This is a genomic window from Photobacterium sp. GJ3 (genome assembly GCF_018199995.1).
Lineage (GTDB): Bacteria > Pseudomonadota > Gammaproteobacteria > Enterobacterales > Vibrionaceae > Photobacterium.
Genome location: NZ_CP073578.1, coordinates 880080 through 897401 on the forward strand (window position 1 = coordinate 880080; position 17322 = coordinate 897401).

The following is a 17322-nucleotide window of genomic DNA, read 5'->3' on the forward strand; positions in this document are numbered from 1 at the left end:
GGTTATTCTACCTTTTGGCCGTGGTGCTCAGTGGCAGGAAGGTTGACCACAGGGATTTGATCCAGATTCCAGCGCCAGCTTTCCGGCGTCGATTCGACCGGAATCATTTCAATACAATCGGTCGGGCAGGGGGCAACACAGAGATCACATCCGGTGCATTCGTCTTTAATGACGGTATGTAGTGCTTTGGTTGCGCCGGCAATTGCATCTACCGGACAGGCCTGAATACATTTGGTGCAGCCAATACACATGTCTTCATGAATAAAGGCGACTTTTTTAATGCTTTTTTCGGCGTCGTGGGCGGAGTCTTTGACTTCAACACCCATGAGATCGGCCAGTTTTTCAATGGTGGCCTGTCCGCCCGGAGGGCACTTATTGATTTCATCGCCATTGGCAATGGCTTCAGCATAGGGGCGGCAACCCGGGTAACCGCACTGGCCGCACTGGGTTTGTGGCAAAATCGCGTCAATTTGTTCAACAATCGGATCGGATTCGACTTTGAAGCGAATCGCTGCAAACCCAAGAATCAGGCCGAAGACCGCGGCCAGAATGGCGATCGCGATGATGGCAATGAATATTCCACTCATAATACTTACAGTTTCACTAATCCGGTGAAGCCCATGAAGGCAAGCGACATTAAGCCCGCAGTGATCATCGCAATGGATGCACCTTTGAACGGCGAGGGGACATCGGCTGCAGCGATTCGTTCACGCATGGCCGCAAACAGGACCAGAACCAGAGAAAAGCCAACCGCAGCGCCAAACCCGTAAACCACGGATTCAATGAAGTTATGTCGTTCATTGATGTTCAGCAAGGCAACCCCGAGCACGGCACAGTTCGTCGTAATCAGAGGCAGGAAAATCCCCAGCAACCGATACAGGGTCGGGCTGGTTTTGTGGACCACCATCTCTGTGAACTGAACAACCACCGCAATCACCAGGATAAAGCTCAGCGTACGGAGGTATTCAATCCCGAGGGGCTCAAGGATATAGGCTTCAACCAGATATGCAGATACCGACGCCAGTGTCAGCACAAAGGTGGTCGCCAATCCCATCCCGATTGCGGTTTCCAGTTTTTTGGAGACCCCCATAAAAGGGCAGAGTCCGAGAAATTTGACCAGAACGAAATTGTTGACCAGGACCGTTCCGATCAGAAGTAACAGGTATTCCGTCATACCATCTTTTTAATGCTTGCCAGTGATCCGTACATTATCTGCGTTTGTGAGGTGGATAACAACTCCTGCGCATTCCGGTTTCTTAGAGTTGCTGTTTTTTTCATCGGTTTTTTGGGGGTCGCAAAGGTGGTTCAGGTGAAATTCAGAAAAGGCAAAAATCATCTTGATCTTTGCTAACTCAGTACGGACAAGGGGTTGGCGTACTTATCCACGGAAACTGTGGATAAGTGTGTTGATTGAGCACGGGAAAACTTCTACTGCTGAAACTTTGAACTGAGTCTTTTGTTTGTAATCGATATCATTCATTCGCCTAATTCGCTGTTTCTTGTAGGGATGTTGATCGTTAAAATGCTGACTTGAGGTGACGTGTTTTCGTGTAACCGGTGGAAAAGTCACCAAAGTGGCTTGTGTATGAAATCTATTGCTCTGAGGAAAAGCTGTGGAATACAGCTCATATTCTGAATCTGGATTGATTCGAAAGGAAAACGCTGAAACAACAAAATTTTGACGTTTTGAATCAACATTTATGAGTAGCAAGGGGCATGATGGTACGCCGATGATTCGATGGGGTCAATATTTCATTTTATGTTTCTTTATTGACAACCGAATCCCCGGTTGCACAATGGGAACACAATCTACCTCACCGGCCTATTCTGGGATTATGTCATGAGTAAAGCGTTTCAACTGGCTTCGTCTTTTTCTCCTTCGGGTGACCAGCCTACAGCAATCAACCAGCTTCTGGAGGGCTTGGATTCGGGTCTGGCGCATCAGACTTTGCTCGGTGTTACTGGTTCGGGTAAAACCTTTACCATGGCGAATGTGATCGCTCAGGCGAACCGACCCACTTTAATTTTGGCGCCGAATAAAACCCTGGCGGCACAGTTGTACGGTGAGATGAAAGAATTTTTCCCGGAAAACGCCGTAGAATATTTCGTGTCTTACTACGATTACTATCAGCCGGAAGCCTATGTGCCGACAACAGATACCTTTATCGAAAAAGATGCATCTGTGAATGCGCACATTGAGCAGATGCGGCTGTCTGCCACCAAAGCCTTGCTGGAGCGCAGGGATGTGGTGATTGTCGCGTCCGTTTCTGCAATTTATGGCCTGGGTGATCCGGATTCCTATCTGAAAATGATGTTGCATCTGCGTCGGGGCGACATGATTGATCAGCGTGACATCCTCCGGCGTTTAGCCGAATTGCAGTACACCCGAAACGATCTGGCGTTTGAGCGTGGCACCTTTAGAGTGCGCGGGGAAGTCATTGATATCTTCCCGGCAGAGTCTGAACATGACGCAATTCGCATTGAGCTCTTTGATGAAGAAGTTGATCAGATCAGCCGCTTCGATCCGCTCACGGGCGCTGTGATTCAAAAAGATCTGCCCAGGGCAACGATTTATCCGAAAACACATTACGTCACCCCGCGTGAAAAGATTCTGGAAGCCGTCGATCAGATTAAGGCGGATTTACAAATCCGGCGCCAGCAACTGCTCGACAACAATAAGCTGGTGGAAGAGCAACGGATTACCCAGCGCACACAGTTTGATCTGGAAATGATGCACGAGCTGGGTTACTGCTCCGGGATTGAGAACTACTCACGTTACCTCAGTGGTCGCGCGGAGGGGGAGCCGCCACCAACCTTGTTTGATTACCTGCCGCCGGATGGCCTCCTCATTATTGATGAGTCCCATGTGACGGTGTCGCAGATTGGCGCGATGTTCCGGGGAGACCGTTCCCGGAAAGAGAATCTGGTGGAGTACGGCTTCCGCCTGCCTTCCGCGCTGGATAACCGGCCGATGAAGTTTGAAGAGTTTGAAGCCATTGCCCCACAGACAATTTATGTCTCGGCGACGCCCGGGGATTATGAGCTGACCAAATCAGATGGGGATGTGGCCGAGCAGGTGGTGCGTCCGACCGGATTACTGGATCCCATCATTGAAGTGCGCCCTGTGACGACTCAGGTGGACGATCTGTTGTCTGAAATCCGGATTCGTGAATCCCTGAATGAGCGGGTGCTGGTGACGACGCTGACCAAGCGCATGGCAGAAGATCTGACTGAATATCTGGATGAGCACGGTGTCCGGGTACGTTATCTGCACTCCGATATTGATACCGTTGAGCGGGTGGAAATAATCCGGGATTTGCGATTGGGTGAATTCGATGTGCTGGTGGGGATCAACCTGTTGCGGGAGGGGTTGGATATGCCGGAGGTCTCTCTGGTTGCCATTCTGGATGCGGATAAAGAAGGTTTCCTGCGCTCCGAGCGATCCCTGATTCAGACGATTGGCCGGGCGGCCAGGAACCTCTCAGGAAAAGCGATTTTGTATGCGGACCGAATCACGGGATCCATGCAGCGTGCGATGGGAGAAACAGAGCGGCGTCGGGAAAAACAACAGGAATACAATCAGCAGCGTGGGATTGAGCCGCAGGCGCTGAATAAGCAAGTCGCTGATATTCTTGAACTCGGCCAGGGTCGCACCCGTCGTACCAGCAAAGCAGAGCAACTTCACAAAGTGGCTGAGCGGCAGGGGACTTATTCAGTGATGTCGCCGCAGGAGCTGGAGTTGGAAATCCAGAAGCTGGAAGCGCAAATGTATGATATGGCGCAGAATCTTGAGTTTGAAAAAGCAGCGCAGATACGCGATCAGATCCACCGTTTGCGTGAACAGTTTATCGCAAACAGTTAACCTTTTGTTGTCCTCGGATTGGCAGTGACAGACGTTCGCTGCCAGCTTTCTTAAACAGCAGATAAAAAAAAGCCAACCGGAAATGAGTTCGGTTGGCATCATTGTTTAAGTGAAAATATTCCACAAACAACGTCAGTTGGCTAGGTTGACTCTATCAGAGTCGTAATAATAGATGCAGTAACTGTGCCAACTTTTTTACCCTCCGGAAAAAGTCGTTCAGTGGGATTTTTCCCACACACAGCGCACAAAAAAGTTATACTAAGGACGTTGGTTTTGCATTTTGCAAACCGATTTGCAATGCGAAATGGAAAAGTTCAACAATGCAAAGATATCAGCAGGCAGTCATTTTTTCTATTGATTACAATTACATCAATAATTCTGCTTTGGAGGATGCATGGAGAATCAGCTGAAAGTACGGCAGGTCCTGATGGTCGAAGATACGGCTTCAGTGGCGGCTTTGTACAAATCCTACCTGAATCCTCTGGGTTTGGATGTCAAAATTGTTGGCACTGGGTCTGATGCGCTCAAAGCATTTCAATCCTTTGTGCCCGATCTGGTTTTACTGGATTTACGGTTACCGGATATGACTGGGATGGCGGTTCTTGAAGAAATCCGGCAAAACCATCCGAAGCTGCCGGTCGTGATCATGACAGCCCATGGTTCCATTGATGTGGCTGTGGAGGCCATGCGGTTTGGCGCGAAAGATTTTCTGATCAAACCTTGTGAAGCGGATCGGCTGCGGATCACGGTCAATAATGCGTTGAAGCGCGATCAGGAAAACAGCCGAACCCGGGCAGATTTGACACAAGGTGCACAATACCAAGGCTTTATCGGAACCAGTTTGCCGATGCAGGCCGTTTATCGTGTGATTGAATCGGCTGCTTCCAGTAAGGCAACGGTCTTTATTACCGGCGAAAGCGGAACCGGGAAAGAGGTGTGTGCCGAGGCAGTCCATGCGGCCAGTCCGCGCTCGAACATGCCTTTTGTGGCCTTAAACTGTGCCGCGATTCCGAAAGAGCTGATTGAAAGTGAGTTGTTCGGGCATGTCAAAGGTGCCTTTACTGGTGCACTGACCGAACGGCAGGGTGCTGTGGAACTTGCGAACAAAGGCACCTTGTTTCTTGATGAGCTTTGCGAAATGGATTTGGAATTGCAAAGCAAATTGCTACGCTTCATCCAAACCGGTACTTATCAGAAGGTGGGATCTTCGGTCACGAATGCGGTGGATGTCCGTTTTGTCTGTGCGACCAACCGAAATCCCTGGGAAGAGGTGAAGCAAGGCCGATTCCGTGAAGATCTCTATTATCGACTCCATGTGATTCCAATCAGCCTGCCACCTTTACGGGAACGTGCGGACGATGTCATTGAAATTGCACATGCTTTGCTCGGCCACATCTCGGTTGAAGAAGGAAAACGCTTCAGCCGTTTTGCGCCGGATGTGCTCGAACGGTTTCGTTATCACACCTGGCCGGGGAATGTCCGGGAGCTGCAAAATGTGATTCGGAACATTGTTGTATTGAATGATGGCGAAGAAGTGCTCATGCAAATGCTTCCGCCATCGGTAACCTCAGAATCTGGCGCTGAAATTGCATCTTATCCTGGTGAGCCTACGCCGTCTGTTTCGGTTGTTGCTGCTGAGAAGCCTCAGGCAACGTCACCGGCCCAGATTGAACCTTTGTGGAGCGTAGAGAAACGCACGATTCAGAATGCTATCGCAGTTTGTGATGGAAATATTCCCCGTGCGGCCGGACTGCTTGAAGTGAGTCCCTCTACGATTTATCGAAAGTTACAGGCTTGGCAAGAGGCTGAAAGTAGTCAAAGGGAGAAAGAGTAGATGACTGCCATGATTAACGAAGCAACATTAAAGCGGCTGGCTGAAGAAGTTGGTCAGGAAACTGTTGCACTCTTGCTTGAAGTTTTCAGCGGTGAGTTAGAGCAGTACTTACAGCAATTGGCAGAGCAGCCAAGTGTCATGCAAGTCCGCGAAATCAGTCACGCAATTAAAAGCAGTGCGGCCAGTTTCGGGGCCGATGATTTAGCCCTGATGGCTCAGGAGTGCGAGTCCCGTGTGAAACAGGGACAAGAAACTTGGGTCAGTGAACACTTACCTGAGCTACAGGAACTGGTTGGTGATATGGCGCAACAGTATCGACATTTAGCCTCGAATCAGGAGGCTTTCAACCGCATTTTTTAATTTCTGTCTGTCATGACGCCATTCGTGGTTGCGGGAGGCAAACTCCCCAACCACTTGTTCATAATCCGCTGCAAGCTCCGGATGGTGTTGTGCGGACAGAATGCCATCGATTTTTCTTCCCCCCATCGCACGTTCACACCAGTGCAGCATGGTTTCCAGCGACATGTTCCCCGCCGGTCCTTTTTCTTTGTCGAGATTGGCAATGAAGTAAATCGGCGCGTTACACACTTTTAATTCATGGGCAAGATCGCTCAGGAGTAATGGCGGCATAATGCTGGTCAGAAAGCTGCCTGGTCCTAGCAGGATCAAATCAGCTTGTTTGATGGCAACCAGTGTTTCTTTGGTTGCCGGAACGGACGGCTCGATCAGTAAGCGCTTGGGGATCTGTTGGAGTTCATCAATACTGGTTTCGCCGCTGACAATCGTGCCATCCGGGAGCCATGCTGCCAGATCAGTTGGATGTTCGGACATCGGCAGAATATAGGTCTCGACGTGTAAAATTTCCCGGATCAGGTTGATGGCTTCTAAGGGGCGGATACACAGATTGTCTAAGGCACTTAGGATCAGGTTCCCCAGATTGTGGCCGTTGAGTTCTCCGTTCCCCCTGAACCTGTATTCAAACAACATGGAACCGATAGAAGGTTCCGTAATGAGCTGATTAATACAGTTTCTGGTGTCGCCCCAGGCAATGCCCCCCATGGAAGCACGAATTCTGCCTGTGGAACCGCCGTTATCTGTGGTGGCTACAACACCGGTGACATTGGAACCCAGGTCAGAGAGCGAAGAAAGAATCCGCCCAAGTCCGTGGCCGCCACCAATAGCAACAACTTTTGCGCGTGATAATTGAGAATCAGAAGAGGGTTGGCTGGTCATGTGCTTGTGTCTGAGAGTGAATATTCTGCGAACAGAGTGTACCGAAGGCCAGCACAGCAATAAAGGCAAAATTGGGCGCCCACTGAATGTCACATGATGGGCGCCATACCTTAGAGATCAATGATTTTGCTGCATAATACTTTGCAGATAATCATAGGTATCCAGACAATCCGGTGCAGTCAACAATGCTTGTTTCTGGAATGCTGGCATCGGTAAGAGTTCCAGCCAGCGCTGACACAACCAACTCAGATTATTCAGATGTTTCGTCTGGTGCAGTTTATCCAGTTCCGGGTGGTTCTTAAACATCACATTGAGTTTTTCAGCCAGTTGTTGCTGATCTTGTTTCAAAGCCATATCCGGCCATTGCGGAATTTCTTCCGGTTCAGCATAGAACACACCATTATCCGCTTGATGCAATGCCTTGATTCGAAAATTGTTCTGACCATACAGCGTGGCGATCAGGGCGCCGTCCTGACTGGAGATGTCAAAATCCTCGACAGTCACTCGGGTACCGATATAGCAAAAATGCTGGCCATGTTCGTCTTCATCAAACATGCAGATACCAAACCCATTTTCTGAGGCCAGGGCAACTTTGAACGTTTCCATCTGGCTGCCAGGTGGGATTCGCACTGGGATCCGACCGCCAGGCAGGATGTGACGCTGTTGAAATATCAATGGGATCATGTCACTCATAGTCGGCTCCAATTTTTTCATTTTCATTGGACTTTTTGTCTTTTCGGTAATGCTCACTCATAACACTGCAAATTAGATGCCGGATTTTTTTGCCCAGAATCACGCTGTCATGAAAATGCCATCGATTCGATATGCAATTCGCTTTGCAAAATGCAAAATCAGCGTGCAATTTGCGTCATATCTTGCGTTTCACGATCACGAACAGGGTAAGCGTTACTTTTGGTTCGCGATAATTTTCATGGCAGCATCACTGGGCAGTAATTCAAGATGATTCTGTTCATCAAAATACCACCCCTTGATGAGCCCTTTGGCTCTCATGTCAACAAATCCATCAATGACCTGTTTGGCTTGTACGCGGGCCAGTTGTGCATCGATGCCTTCTTCTCGCTGCAAGTAGACAGCAATGTCTTCGAGCGTTGCGCATTCAACAATGTCTGACATAACTCCCCCTCGACCTGATCAAGGACAATAAAACGCTACTCCTTTGTAGTATTGTCGCAAGTCTGAGTGAGGGGTAGACTTAAAAAGGTAATTCTCAATTATTTGTCAATCAGAGTGAAACTCTGGTAGTGTGAATTTACAACGCTGTTGTGTGTTTTCTGTAAAGAGTGTGAAAGTTCTTTGTAAAAATATCTGACACATACGCATAACTGCCATCATAACTCCGAGCGGTATGTCTCTAAGTCACTTGTGATATGGGGCTGTCGCCAGTAGTCGGCATGGTGCCGGACTGCTCAGGGCTAGTTCAGAAATGGACTCGCCTCCCGTATTTGGAAAGGTGTTCCGTGGCTCAACAATTTGAAGATAATTTTCAGCGCAAGTTTTATTACTTGCGCCTGTCGATCACTGATGTCTGTAATTTCAGGTGTACCTATTGCCTGCCCGATGGCTATCACCCTGAAAAAGGAAGGAAACCTTCCTTCCTGACGCTGGATGAAATCCGTCGTGTCACTGCCGCTTTTGCGGACTGTGGGACAACCAAAGTCCGGATCACCGGCGGTGAGCCGAGTTTGCGGCGAGACTATACAGACATTATCCATACTGTTGCTTCGCAACCTGGTATCGAGAAAGTGGCTACGACCACGAACGGTTACCGGATGGCTAAGCATGTCCATGAATGGCGTGCCGCAGGACTGACCCACATTAATGTCAGTGTGGACAGCCTGGACCCACGTCAATTCCATCAAATTACCGGCGAGAATCTTTTTCATCAGGTGATGGCTGGGATTGATGCCGCTTTTGATGCAGGTTATGAGCAGATCAAAGTGAACACGGTGTTGCTCAAAGGCATGAATGCTGAGCAATTACCCCAGTTCCTGGCCTGGATCAAAACACGTCCGATTCAACTCCGGTTTATTGAACTCATGCAGACAGGGGAGATGGATACTCTGTTTCAGAATCATCATGTCTCGGGTGTCAGTATCCGCAATACACTGATTGCGAATGGTTGGTTACTGAAAGCGAAAAGTCTGAATGATGGCCCTGCACAGGTGTTTTATCACCCGGACTACCTTGGTGAAATTGGTCTGATCATGCCTTATGAAAAAGGGTTTTGTACCACCTGTAACCGTCTGCGCGTTTCTGCACGGGGGAAATTGCATCTGTGTTTGTTTGGCGATCATGGCGTTGAGTTACGTGATTTGCTGAGTGGTGACCATCAACACGATGCGCTGATTGCCCGGATTCGCGGCGGACTGAATGAGAAATCCGTAAGCCACTATTTACTGGAAGGCAATACAGGTATGACACCGCATCTGGCATCTATCGGCGGTTGATGTCTTTCAACAGAATAAAAGAAGAGAATTCAATGACTGAACTGACTCATATTAATGCTTCCGGTGAAGCCAACATGGTTGATGTTTCTGCCAAAGCGGACACCGTCCGGGAGGCAAGAGCGGAAGCTTTTGTCTCGATGTCGGAGGAAACACTGGCCCTCATTCTTTCCGGTCAGCATCATAAAGGTGATGTCTTCGCCACAGCCAGAATTGCGGGGATTCAGGCTGCCAAGAAAACCTGGGATTTGATTCCATTATGCCATCCGCTTTTATTGTCGAAAGTGGAAGTCCAGCTTGAACCCGTCCCGGAGCACAATCAGGTCCGAATTGTCTCAGCCTGTAAGCTTGCGGGGAAAACCGGTGTGGAAATGGAAGCCCTGACTGCAGCCTCAGTTGCTGCGCTGACGATTTATGACATGTGTAAAGCGGTTCAGAAAGACATGGTGATCGGACCCGTCAGATTGCTGGAAAAACGGGGTGGCAAATCCGGTGATTTCTTCGCTGGCACGGCACAACAGGGAGAATGCTGATGATTACCGTGATGTTCTTCGCTCAGGTACGGGAACTCGTTGGGGCGGATCGAATCGAGGTGGCCGCTGATTTTTCTGATGCGGAAGCCTTGCGTGCCTATTTATCCTCTCAAGGAGACAAGTGGGCGCTGGCGCTCGATGCGCAACGTTTGCTGGTGGCTGTCAATCAGACGATTACCGCTTTCGATACACCTTTACAGGATGGCGATGAAGTGGCGTTCTTTCCACCGGTCACCGGAGGTTAATGATGACTAACGCGCAAAATGTGACTGACAGTATTCGGGTGCAAACGGAAGACTTTGACGTGGGTCAGGAGTATGGCTGTCTGGCACAGGGTTCTCAGGCGGGGGCCGTGGTTACTTTTACCGGCAAAGTTCGCGATATGAATTTAGGGGAATCGGTGACAAGCCTGACCCTGGAGCATTATCCGGGAATGACTGAGAAATCTCTGGCAGGTATTGTGGCTCAGGCAAAAACACGATGGCCTTTGCTTGCCGTGACCGTGATACATCGTGTCGGGCACCTGACATCTGGAGACCAGATCGTGTTTGTCGGTGTGTCCAGTGCACACCGTGGCGCAGCCTTTCAGGCGTGTGAATTCATCATGGATTATCTGAAAACCGAAGCCCCATTCTGGAAAAAAGAAGTCAGGGAAGGAGAGTCGAAATGGGTGGATGCCCGAGAAAGTGATCAAGCAGCGCGGCAACGCTGGTAAAAATGTTGTTTAATAATTTCCTTCCCCCTGTTTTTCTCTAGCTTCTCGAGAAGATAGAGAAAAACACCCATATCAAACCCAGGAGTGGTTTTTACCTCTTAAAGTTAAAGTGTTTTTGATGTTTTCATCTTCTCATTTGATCGAAAGTGGAATAATGCTTTGTTCGTGTTTGCATAATTTTTCGAAATAAATGCATTGAAAGCATTGTGAGCTAACTAATCGTTGAGAGGCAGTTTTTTGCACCGCTGACGGTATCATACATTGCGTTAACAACATAAAGTGTGAAATTTGACACTTTTTTGTGGCAATAGAAAATCGAGTTTCGGCAAAAGTTCCAAAAAAGTTTTATATCATTTTTATTCCATTTTTGACCCACTTATAACCTTTTATGATTAATCCACCATTCAGCTTTGTGAATACATAAGCTGAAAGTATTCATTGAAAACCATTAACTATGATTTTTTATTCTTTTTTTATGGGTTTATATTCGCAGTGGATCATGATCACATTTCAACTTTTGGTGGTTTTTTGTCCTATTTTGTTGCGCTATTGTTGAAATGTTCTATTGCGTGGTCATTCAGTGCCTGTTAAGTTTTTGTCGTCCTTGGATGGGGCCAAATAACACAAAATAGTTACAGGAATGTAAAATGAAAAAGACACTTTTAGCAGTAGCAATTCCTACCTTACTGATTGCAAACGCAGCGAATGCTTATGAACTCGTTAACGAAGAAGGAAAGTTCGTTAACTTCTACGGTCAACTACGTACTCAAGTAGAAAAATACGAAAATAAAGACGTAACTCTGAACGCGGGTTCTTCACGTGCCGGTGTTGACGCAAAATATGCGGTTAATGACTCTCTGGATGTGATCGGTAAAGTTGAATTTGGCGTAGGTTATAAAGAAGGTTCTTATGACCTGGCAAACCGGCTGCACTTTGCGGGTTTAGCTTCTCAGGCCGGTACTTTCACTTTTGGTCGCCAGTGGATTTCTGCTGATGATGTTTGGGGCGCTGATTACTCTTACTTCTTCGGGGGGACTGGTATCAGTCAGACTTCTGAGAAACTGTCCGGCGGTCGCCATGACTCTGCTATCAAGTACAAATTCGAAGGCGAAAGCTTCTGGGTAAACTCTACTTTTGGTCTGTCTGAAGATGATACAAACCAAGAGTTAGCGGAGCTGTTTGTTGGTACAAGTATCAGCAACTTCAACTTCCACGTGGGTGGTGGTTACAACCGCGATAAATCTTTCTCCATGGGTGAGAATGAAACAACATCAAATGTGCCTGTCGATAACAATAAAGACGGCGTTAATGATGGTTTCACGACAGTAACAAGCAAGACTGATGTTACTGCAGACATCGCAAACACTTATTTTGAAGGGACTGTCGAAGGTACGTTTGGCCCTGCTACAATCGGTTTCAGCTATAACAATGGCTCATTTGAGCAAAAGAATACTGGCACAAAGCGTACTGTTGACGTAGACAGTTTCATGCTGGCGGCAACTTACAGTGTTGCAAGCAATGCAAGCATCTACGGTGGTTATGAGTTCTCTGATTTTGAAGCAGAAAATGGTACTCAGAGCATGTCTGATGACTACACCGTGATTTATCTGGGCGGTGTGTATCACCTGAACAGCTGGTCACGCGTGTATGCTGAATATGGCTATGCAGACGGCGCAACCATCGGTTATGACAACAACGATGCAGACATCACTGTTGCTCGTGGCGTAAAAGATGCTGAAAGTTCATTCGCCGTTGGTTACCGCGTTTACTGGTAATCACGACGTTTGACCGCAGTGCGTAACTTGCAAATACTACTGCCTGAACCCGGTGCCTTGGTGCCGGGTTTATGTCTATTAGGCAGCAGAAAAAGCAAGCAAAAAAATAGCCCCATTCGGGGCTATTTCATTTCAGAAAATCTCAGATAACAGTCGACTTTATTTGATGCTTTCTTCGTCTTTCACTTTTCGTGCTGGTGGCATGTAGCCATGACGGACTCGTGAAGGGCTGGGGCGTGAAGCGCCACCTGCTGGTCTCATAGTTTACTCTCGATCACTCACGTTTTTTCAGGAACAGGTTGTATTGGAAGTGTCATCACTGCTGCTGATTGAATAACCCTGCCAATGACGCAAATATTAGCGCTAAATGTTCGGCTGAGATACTCGAAAATGACAGTGGAATGCAATTGTGAAAACAAAATCTAACAGCGTTTTTTTTATATGCTTTTGTTCTTAAAAACAGCGTTCAGCAGAGCAGGATATATTGTGCCATAGTTAATCATTGTGGCTGATATCAACTGAGCGAATTTCGAAAATGCTGGATGGCATTGTAACAGTCAGGCATTCGTTTAAAAGTCATGTGGTTACAGCTCACGACGGCGATTTCTTTTGTCAAACAAGGGAGGCGTTATGAAGCACAGACGAGTATCCAACAAGCGAGTCAAACAATTGCTGGAAGAAGCCGGAATCAGAGATCCGCATCAGGACGCAATACGTCACGATTCTGACACGATGCGTGAACATCAACAGCGTCAGCAGACCAATGATAAAGATTTTACGATTGAGTCTGATCGAAAATAAGATGATTTCATTTCAAAAAGCGTCATTTTTGGCGCTTTTTTTGTGGGCATTGATCAAGATTTCATATTTTCCAGATTGAATATATTTTCTCATTTGTATCTTCACCGATTAAAATAGCGATTTTCTGGGTTTTAATGCATTTAATTTGATTAATTATCCATGTTATCAGTATGTTTGGCTGTATCGACTGTTTGAGGCAGTGATTGCGGCCTATCTCTCTGTTTTGGTGATTCCTGTTGGTTTTATTGTCTGATCTAATCGATTTTATGAGGTGTGATCTCTGTTTTTGTGATGATTTTATGGCAAATATTGTTAGTTACTGTTAAAGTTCCCAATCAATTCTTCGGTCAAAATTGTATTGTTAATTGGAATAACAATGCATGAAAAAAACTTCTCGTTTACCTGACTGAAGAACGCCATGGACGCAATGAAATAATGTATTGGAGATAATGCATGTTTAAGAACAAAATTACTCAGGCACTTCTGCTGGGCGCAGGTGTTTCTGTTGCTGCGGCTTCTTTTTCGACAATGGCTGCGCAAGTTCCTGCTGGTGTCAAACTGGCTGATAAGCAGGAACTGGTACGCGGTAATGGTACTGAAGTGGCTTCAATTGACCCTCACAAAACTGAAGGTGTGCCTGAGTCTCACGTGATTCGCGACTTGCTGGAAGGACTGGTTAACCAGGATGGTAACGGAAATACAGTTCCAGGGGTTGCTGAGCGTTGGGAAACCAAAGATAACCGCACCTTTATTTTCCATCTTCGTAAAAATGCGCAGTGGTCAAATGGTGATCCGGTGACGGCCCACGATTTTGTCTACAGCTTCAAACGTGCCGTTGATCCAGCGACTGCATCTCCTTATTCATGGTATCTGGAAATGACGACCATGCAGAATGCTGCCGATATTATTGCCGGAAAGAAAACCAAAGACACCCTGGGTGTTTTTGCGGACGATGATCATACGTTGCGCATTGAACTGGAGCAGGCTGTTCCATATTTCGTGAAGATGATGGGTCACACTACGGTCAAACCAGTGAACCAGAAAGTGGTTGAGAAATTTGGTGATGACTGGACGAAGCCAGAAAACTTCGTGGGTAACGGTGCTTATGTACTGGATAAGTGGGTTGTCAACGAACGTATTGAAATGGTTCGTAACAAGCACTACTGGGACAACAAAAACACCGTGATCAACAAAGTCACTTATTTGCCGATTGAGAATCAGGTTGCTGAAATGAACCGATTCCTGGCGGGTGAAATTGATATCACGAACGAACTGCCGAATGAGCATTTCCGTCGCCTGGAAAAAGAACATCCTGAGGATGTGGCAATTTCTGGAAACCTGTGCTCTTACTACTACGGTTTTAATAACGAAAAAGCACCATTCAATGATGTGCGTGTCCGTAAAGCGCTGACTTATGCGATTGACCGTGACATTATCACCAAAGCGCTGTTGGGCCAGGGCCAGAAACCTGCTTATTTCCTGACACCAGAAATCACCGCAGGATTCGATCCGGTTGCACCTGAGTATGCAAACCTGACTCAGAAAGAGCGCGTTGAAAAAGCAAAAGAATTGCTGAAAGAAGCAGGTTTTGACAGCAGCAATCCGCTGAACTTCACCCTGCTTTATAACACTTCAGAAAACCACAAGAAAATTGCAGTTGCGATTGCCTCGATGTGGAAGAAAAATCTGGGTGTGACTGCCGAGCTGGAAAACCAGGAGTGGAAGACTTACCTGGATAACCGTCGTCAGGGTAACTTCGAAGTGACCCGTGCCGGCTGGTGTGGTGACTATAACGAAGCATCCAGCTTCCTGTCACTGATGCAAAGTAACAACTCTTCAAATGACCCTCGCTATCACAGCAAAGCGTATGACACCATCATGGCGAAAGCGCTTGATTCAACTTCCGACGCTGAGCGTGAAGCACTGTACGTAGAAGCTGAAAAACTGCTGGCGAAAGATATGCCAATCGCGCCTATCTATCAGTATGTGAAAGCTCGTCTGGTAAACCCACACGTCGGTGGTTACCCACGTAACAACGCCGAAGATAAGATGTTTACGAAAGACATGTACATCATTGCTGAATAATAAACAGCAAGAATCAAAAAAATAAGACTAGTCTGCATCTCCTTGATTGATCAGGGAGATGCAGCCCTTCTGTCACAGCTTATAGTCGGTAACAATTATGATTAAATTTGTTGCAAAACGGATTTTTGAGGCGATCCCTACCTTGCTGGTACTGATTACGATCTCATTTTTCCTGATGCGCTTCGCACCGGGTAACCCTTTCTCAAGTGAGCGTCCACTGCCCCCGGAAGTCATGGCAAATATTGAAGCAAAATATGGCTTGGATAAGCCTGTTTTTGAACAATATACAACGTATCTGGTGAATATCCTTCATGGTGATTTTGGTCCGTCTTTTAAATATAAAGACTTTACCGTGAATGAATTGATTCAGGATGCATTGCCTGTTTCAGCTAAAATTGGTTTCTTTGCGTTTATCTTTGCGTTAGTCATGGGGGTCACGGTTGGAACCATTGCCGCGTTGAAACAAAATACCTGGATGGATTATCTCATCATGTCGACCGCGATGGCCGGTGTGGTGATGCCTTCATTTATTCTTGCACCCGTTCTGATTTATATCTTTGCCATTAATTTGCATTGGCTGCCTGCGGGCGGTTGGCAAGGGGGCTCAATTGAATTCATGCTGCTGCCTATGTTTGGTATGGCATTGTTGTATGTGGCGACTTTTGCCCGGATTACACGCGGTAGTATGATTGAAACCCTGAACAGTAACTTTATCCGGACCGCTCGTGCAAAAGGCCTGAGCTATCCGTACATCATCGTCAAACATGCCCTGAAACCCGCATTGCTGCCCGTTGTGTCTTATATGGGACCGGCATTTGTAGGCATCATCACCGGATCTGTGGTCATTGAAACCATCTTCGGCCTGCCAGGCATTGGTAAGTTGTTCGTGAACGCTGCCTTTAACCGTGACTATTCACTGGTCCTTGGTGTCACGATTTTGATTGGTACGCTGACCATTTTGTTTAACGCCATTGTTGATATTGTGCTGGCGTATATCGATCCGAAAATCCGCTATTAAGGAAACTGACCGATGATGTTGACTAAAAAAGAAAACGTAGAAGCGGTTGAGAAGTTTTCAGAGCAGCTGGAAATTGAAGGCCGTAGTTTGTGGCAGGATGCCCGTACCCGCTTTATGCGTAATAAAGCGGCCATGGTCAGTCTGTCGATCTTGTTTCTGATCTGTCTGGCTGTGATTTTTGGCCCGATGTTCAGCCAGTACGCATTCGATGATACAGACTGGTATGCCTTGCATGCTGCGCCAAGTCTGGGCGCAGAAGGCCATTTCTTTGGAACAGACAGCCTGGGTCGTGACCTTTATACCCGAACGCTGATTGGTGGCCGGATCTCGCTGATGGTGGGGATTCTGGGTGCGCTGGTTGCTGTGGTGATCGGTACCTTATACGGTGCGACGTCTGGTTTTATTGGTGGCCGAACGGACCGCATTATGATGCGGATTTTGGAGATTCTGTATTCCATTCCGTTCATGTTCTTCGTGATTGTACTGGTAACCTTCTTTGGCCGTAACATCATGCTGATCTTTGTGGCGATTGGTGCGATTTCCTGGCTGGATATGGCGCGTATCGTCCGTGGTCAGACGTTGTCGCTGCGTAGTAAGGAATTTATCGAAGCGGCACATGTTTGTGGTGTCAGCCGCTGGAACATCATTACCCGTCACATCGTTCCGAATGTGCTGGGGATTGTTGCGGTTTACTCAACTTTGCTGGTGCCACAAATGATTCTGACAGAATCTTTCCTGAGTTTCCTTGGCTTGGGTGTTCAGGAGCCAATGACCAGTTGGGGTGCACTGCTTCAGGAGGGTGCTCAAACAATGGAAATTGCCATCTGGCAGTTGATGTTCCCGGCAGCCTTCATGGTTCTGACCCTGTTCTGCTTTAACTATGTTGGTGACGGTCTGCGTGACGCACTGGATCCAAAAGACAGATAAAACCAAGCAATATTCATTGCCGCTGTACGGTTCCCCCTACTGATTTACGGACCGTACAGTGGCAGGAAAAGGAA

Annotated in this window: 17 protein-coding genes and 1 riboswitch; of the genes, 12 read left to right on the top strand and 5 right to left on the bottom strand. The window is 47.4% G+C overall.

All coding sequences use genetic code 11. The annotated features are described in order from the left end of the window. Nucleotides 1–2 precede the first annotated feature (2 nt). Together rsxB and rsxA are read right to left on the bottom strand one after the other, a co-directional pair. A complete protein-coding gene (gene rsxB, locus KDD30_RS03970) occupies nt 3–587 on the bottom strand; it encodes an electron transport complex subunit RsxB (protein WP_211647497.1) in 585 nt (194 codons plus the stop codon). Between the two features lie 5 nt (nt 588–592). Beyond that, entirely contained in the window at nt 593–1174 is a 582-nt protein-coding gene (gene rsxA, locus KDD30_RS03975) for an electron transport complex subunit RsxA (RefSeq protein WP_211647498.1), read from the bottom strand. A 666-nt stretch (nt 1175–1840) separates the two neighbouring features. Between rsxA and uvrB the strand changes: the two genes are divergently transcribed. The 3 genes from uvrB to KDD30_RS03990 all read left to right on the top strand — a co-directional run bounded on the left by uvrB (nt 1841) and on the right by KDD30_RS03990 (nt 6056). Then, nucleotides 1841–3862: an excinuclease ABC subunit UvrB gene (gene uvrB, locus KDD30_RS03980; RefSeq protein WP_211647499.1), complete on the top strand. Its 2022-nt coding sequence runs from the start codon at nt 1841–1843 to the stop codon at nt 3860–3862. Nucleotides 3863–4256: 394 nt separating this feature from the next. Further along, nucleotides 4257–5696 carry a quorum-sensing sigma-54 dependent transcriptional regulator LuxO gene (luxO, locus tag KDD30_RS03985; protein ID WP_211647500.1) on the top strand — a complete coding sequence of 480 codons (1440 nt, stop codon included), beginning with the start codon at nt 4257–4259 and terminating at the stop codon, nt 5694–5696. Next, nucleotides 5697–6056 carry an Hpt domain-containing protein gene (locus tag KDD30_RS03990; protein WP_211647501.1) on the top strand — a complete coding sequence of 120 codons (360 nt, stop codon included), beginning with the start codon at nt 5697–5699 and terminating at the stop codon, nt 6054–6056. Here the strand turns inward: KDD30_RS03990 and yvcK are convergent. The 3 genes from yvcK to KDD30_RS04005 all read right to left on the bottom strand — a co-directional run bounded on the left by yvcK (nt 6018) and on the right by KDD30_RS04005 (nt 8063). Next, nucleotides 6018–6929 carry a uridine diphosphate-N-acetylglucosamine-binding protein YvcK gene (gene yvcK / locus KDD30_RS03995; RefSeq protein WP_211647502.1) on the bottom strand — a complete coding sequence of 304 codons (912 nt, stop codon included), beginning with the start codon at nt 6927–6929 and terminating at the stop codon, nt 6018–6020. The genes KDD30_RS03990 and yvcK overlap by 39 nt on opposite strands. Before the next feature lie 117 nt (nt 6930–7046). Beyond that, nucleotides 7047–7622, bottom strand: a complete 576-nt coding sequence (locus KDD30_RS04000; protein WP_211647503.1) for an LON peptidase substrate-binding domain-containing protein — start codon at nt 7620–7622, stop codon at nt 7047–7049. A 213-nt stretch (nt 7623–7835) separates the two neighbouring features. Further along, nucleotides 7836–8063: a hypothetical protein gene (locus KDD30_RS04005; protein WP_211647504.1), complete on the bottom strand. Its 228-nt coding sequence runs from the start codon at nt 8061–8063 to the stop codon at nt 7836–7838. 209 nt (nt 8064–8272) lie between these two features. Then, nucleotides 8273–8419: riboswitch (molybdenum cofactor riboswitch) on the top strand. On the opposite strand from KDD30_RS04005, the gene moaA reads away from it, so the two are divergent. From moaA to oppC, 9 genes are all read left to right on the top strand, one after another. Continuing rightward, entirely contained in the window at nt 8408–9397 is a 990-nt protein-coding gene (gene moaA / locus KDD30_RS04010) for a GTP 3',8-cyclase MoaA (protein ID WP_211647505.1), read from the top strand. (Overlaps the previous riboswitch by 12 nt.) Before the next feature lie 32 nt (nt 9398–9429). Then, nucleotides 9430–9927, top strand: coding sequence for a cyclic pyranopterin monophosphate synthase MoaC (moaC, locus tag KDD30_RS04015; protein WP_211647506.1), 498 nt, complete (start codon nt 9430–9432; stop codon nt 9925–9927). Next, nucleotides 9927–10172, top strand: a complete 246-nt coding sequence (moaD, locus tag KDD30_RS04020) for a molybdopterin synthase sulfur carrier subunit (RefSeq protein WP_211647507.1) — start codon at nt 9927–9929, stop codon at nt 10170–10172. Before moaC ends, moaD begins: the two co-directional genes overlap by 1 nt. Beyond that, nucleotides 10172–10642, top strand: coding sequence for a molybdopterin synthase catalytic subunit MoaE (gene moaE, locus KDD30_RS04025; RefSeq protein WP_249199190.1), 471 nt, complete (start codon nt 10172–10174; stop codon nt 10640–10642). Before moaD ends, moaE begins: the two co-directional genes overlap by 1 nt. Nucleotides 10643–11289: 647 nt before the next feature. Next, nucleotides 11290–12417: a porin gene (locus KDD30_RS04030; RefSeq protein ID WP_211647508.1), complete on the top strand. Its 1128-nt coding sequence runs from the start codon at nt 11290–11292 to the stop codon at nt 12415–12417. A gap of 630 nt (nt 12418–13047) precedes the next feature. Further along, nucleotides 13048–13218 (top strand): hypothetical protein, encoded by a 171-nt coding sequence (locus tag KDD30_RS04035; protein WP_211647509.1) that lies wholly within the window; start codon nt 13048–13050, stop codon nt 13216–13218. Between the two features lie 453 nt (nt 13219–13671). Further along, a complete protein-coding gene (locus KDD30_RS04040) occupies nt 13672–15303 on the top strand; it encodes an ABC transporter substrate-binding protein (protein WP_211647510.1) in 1632 nt (543 codons plus the stop codon). A gap of 97 nt (nt 15304–15400) precedes the next feature. Then, on the top strand, nt 15401–16321 hold the full coding sequence (oppB, locus tag KDD30_RS04045) for an oligopeptide ABC transporter permease OppB (RefSeq protein WP_211647511.1): 921 nt from the start codon (nt 15401–15403) through the stop codon (nt 16319–16321). Nucleotides 16322–16336: 15 nt separating this feature from the next. Then, entirely contained in the window at nt 16337–17248 is a 912-nt protein-coding gene (gene oppC, locus KDD30_RS04050; protein WP_211649522.1) for an oligopeptide ABC transporter permease OppC, read from the top strand. The last annotated feature ends 74 nt before the right edge of the window (nt 17249–17322 follow it).

What these genes read in the sequence shown, in the direction of transcription:
- rsxB (WP_211647497.1), bottom strand. Translation starts at nt 587, where the DNA reads ATGAGTGGAATATTCATTGCCATCATCGCGATCGCCATTCTGGCCGCG.
- rsxA (WP_211647498.1), bottom strand. Translation starts at nt 1,174, where the DNA reads ATGACGGAATACCTGTTACTTCTGATCGGAACGGTCCTGGTCAACAAT.
- uvrB (WP_211647499.1), top strand. Translation starts at nt 1,841, where the DNA reads ATGAGTAAAGCGTTTCAACTGGCTTCGTCTTTTTCTCCTTCGGGTGAC.
- luxO (WP_211647500.1), top strand. Translation starts at nt 4,257, where the DNA reads ATGGAGAATCAGCTGAAAGTACGGCAGGTCCTGATGGTCGAAGATACG.
- KDD30_RS03990 (WP_211647501.1), top strand. Translation starts at nt 5,697, where the DNA reads ATGACTGCCATGATTAACGAAGCAACATTAAAGCGGCTGGCTGAAGAA.
- yvcK (WP_211647502.1), bottom strand. Translation starts at nt 6,929, where the DNA reads ATGACCAGCCAACCCTCTTCTGATTCTCAATTATCACGCGCAAAAGTT.
- KDD30_RS04000 (WP_211647503.1), bottom strand. Translation starts at nt 7,622, where the DNA reads ATGAGTGACATGATCCCATTGATATTTCAACAGCGTCACATCCTGCCT.
- KDD30_RS04005 (WP_211647504.1), bottom strand. Translation starts at nt 8,063, where the DNA reads ATGTCAGACATTGTTGAATGCGCAACGCTCGAAGACATTGCTGTCTAC.
- moaC (WP_211647506.1), top strand. Translation starts at nt 9,430, where the DNA reads ATGACTGAACTGACTCATATTAATGCTTCCGGTGAAGCCAACATGGTT.
- moaD (WP_211647507.1), top strand. Translation starts at nt 9,927, where the DNA reads ATGATTACCGTGATGTTCTTCGCTCAGGTACGGGAACTCGTTGGGGCG.
- moaE (WP_249199190.1), top strand. Translation starts at nt 10,172, where the DNA reads ATGATGACTAACGCGCAAAATGTGACTGACAGTATTCGGGTGCAAACG.
- KDD30_RS04030 (WP_211647508.1), top strand. Translation starts at nt 11,290, where the DNA reads ATGAAAAAGACACTTTTAGCAGTAGCAATTCCTACCTTACTGATTGCA.
- KDD30_RS04035 (WP_211647509.1), top strand. Translation starts at nt 13,048, where the DNA reads ATGAAGCACAGACGAGTATCCAACAAGCGAGTCAAACAATTGCTGGAA.
- KDD30_RS04040 (WP_211647510.1), top strand. Translation starts at nt 13,672, where the DNA reads ATGTTTAAGAACAAAATTACTCAGGCACTTCTGCTGGGCGCAGGTGTT.
- oppB (WP_211647511.1), top strand. Translation starts at nt 15,401, where the DNA reads ATGATTAAATTTGTTGCAAAACGGATTTTTGAGGCGATCCCTACCTTG.
- oppC (WP_211649522.1), top strand. Translation starts at nt 16,337, where the DNA reads ATGTTGACTAAAAAAGAAAACGTAGAAGCGGTTGAGAAGTTTTCAGAG.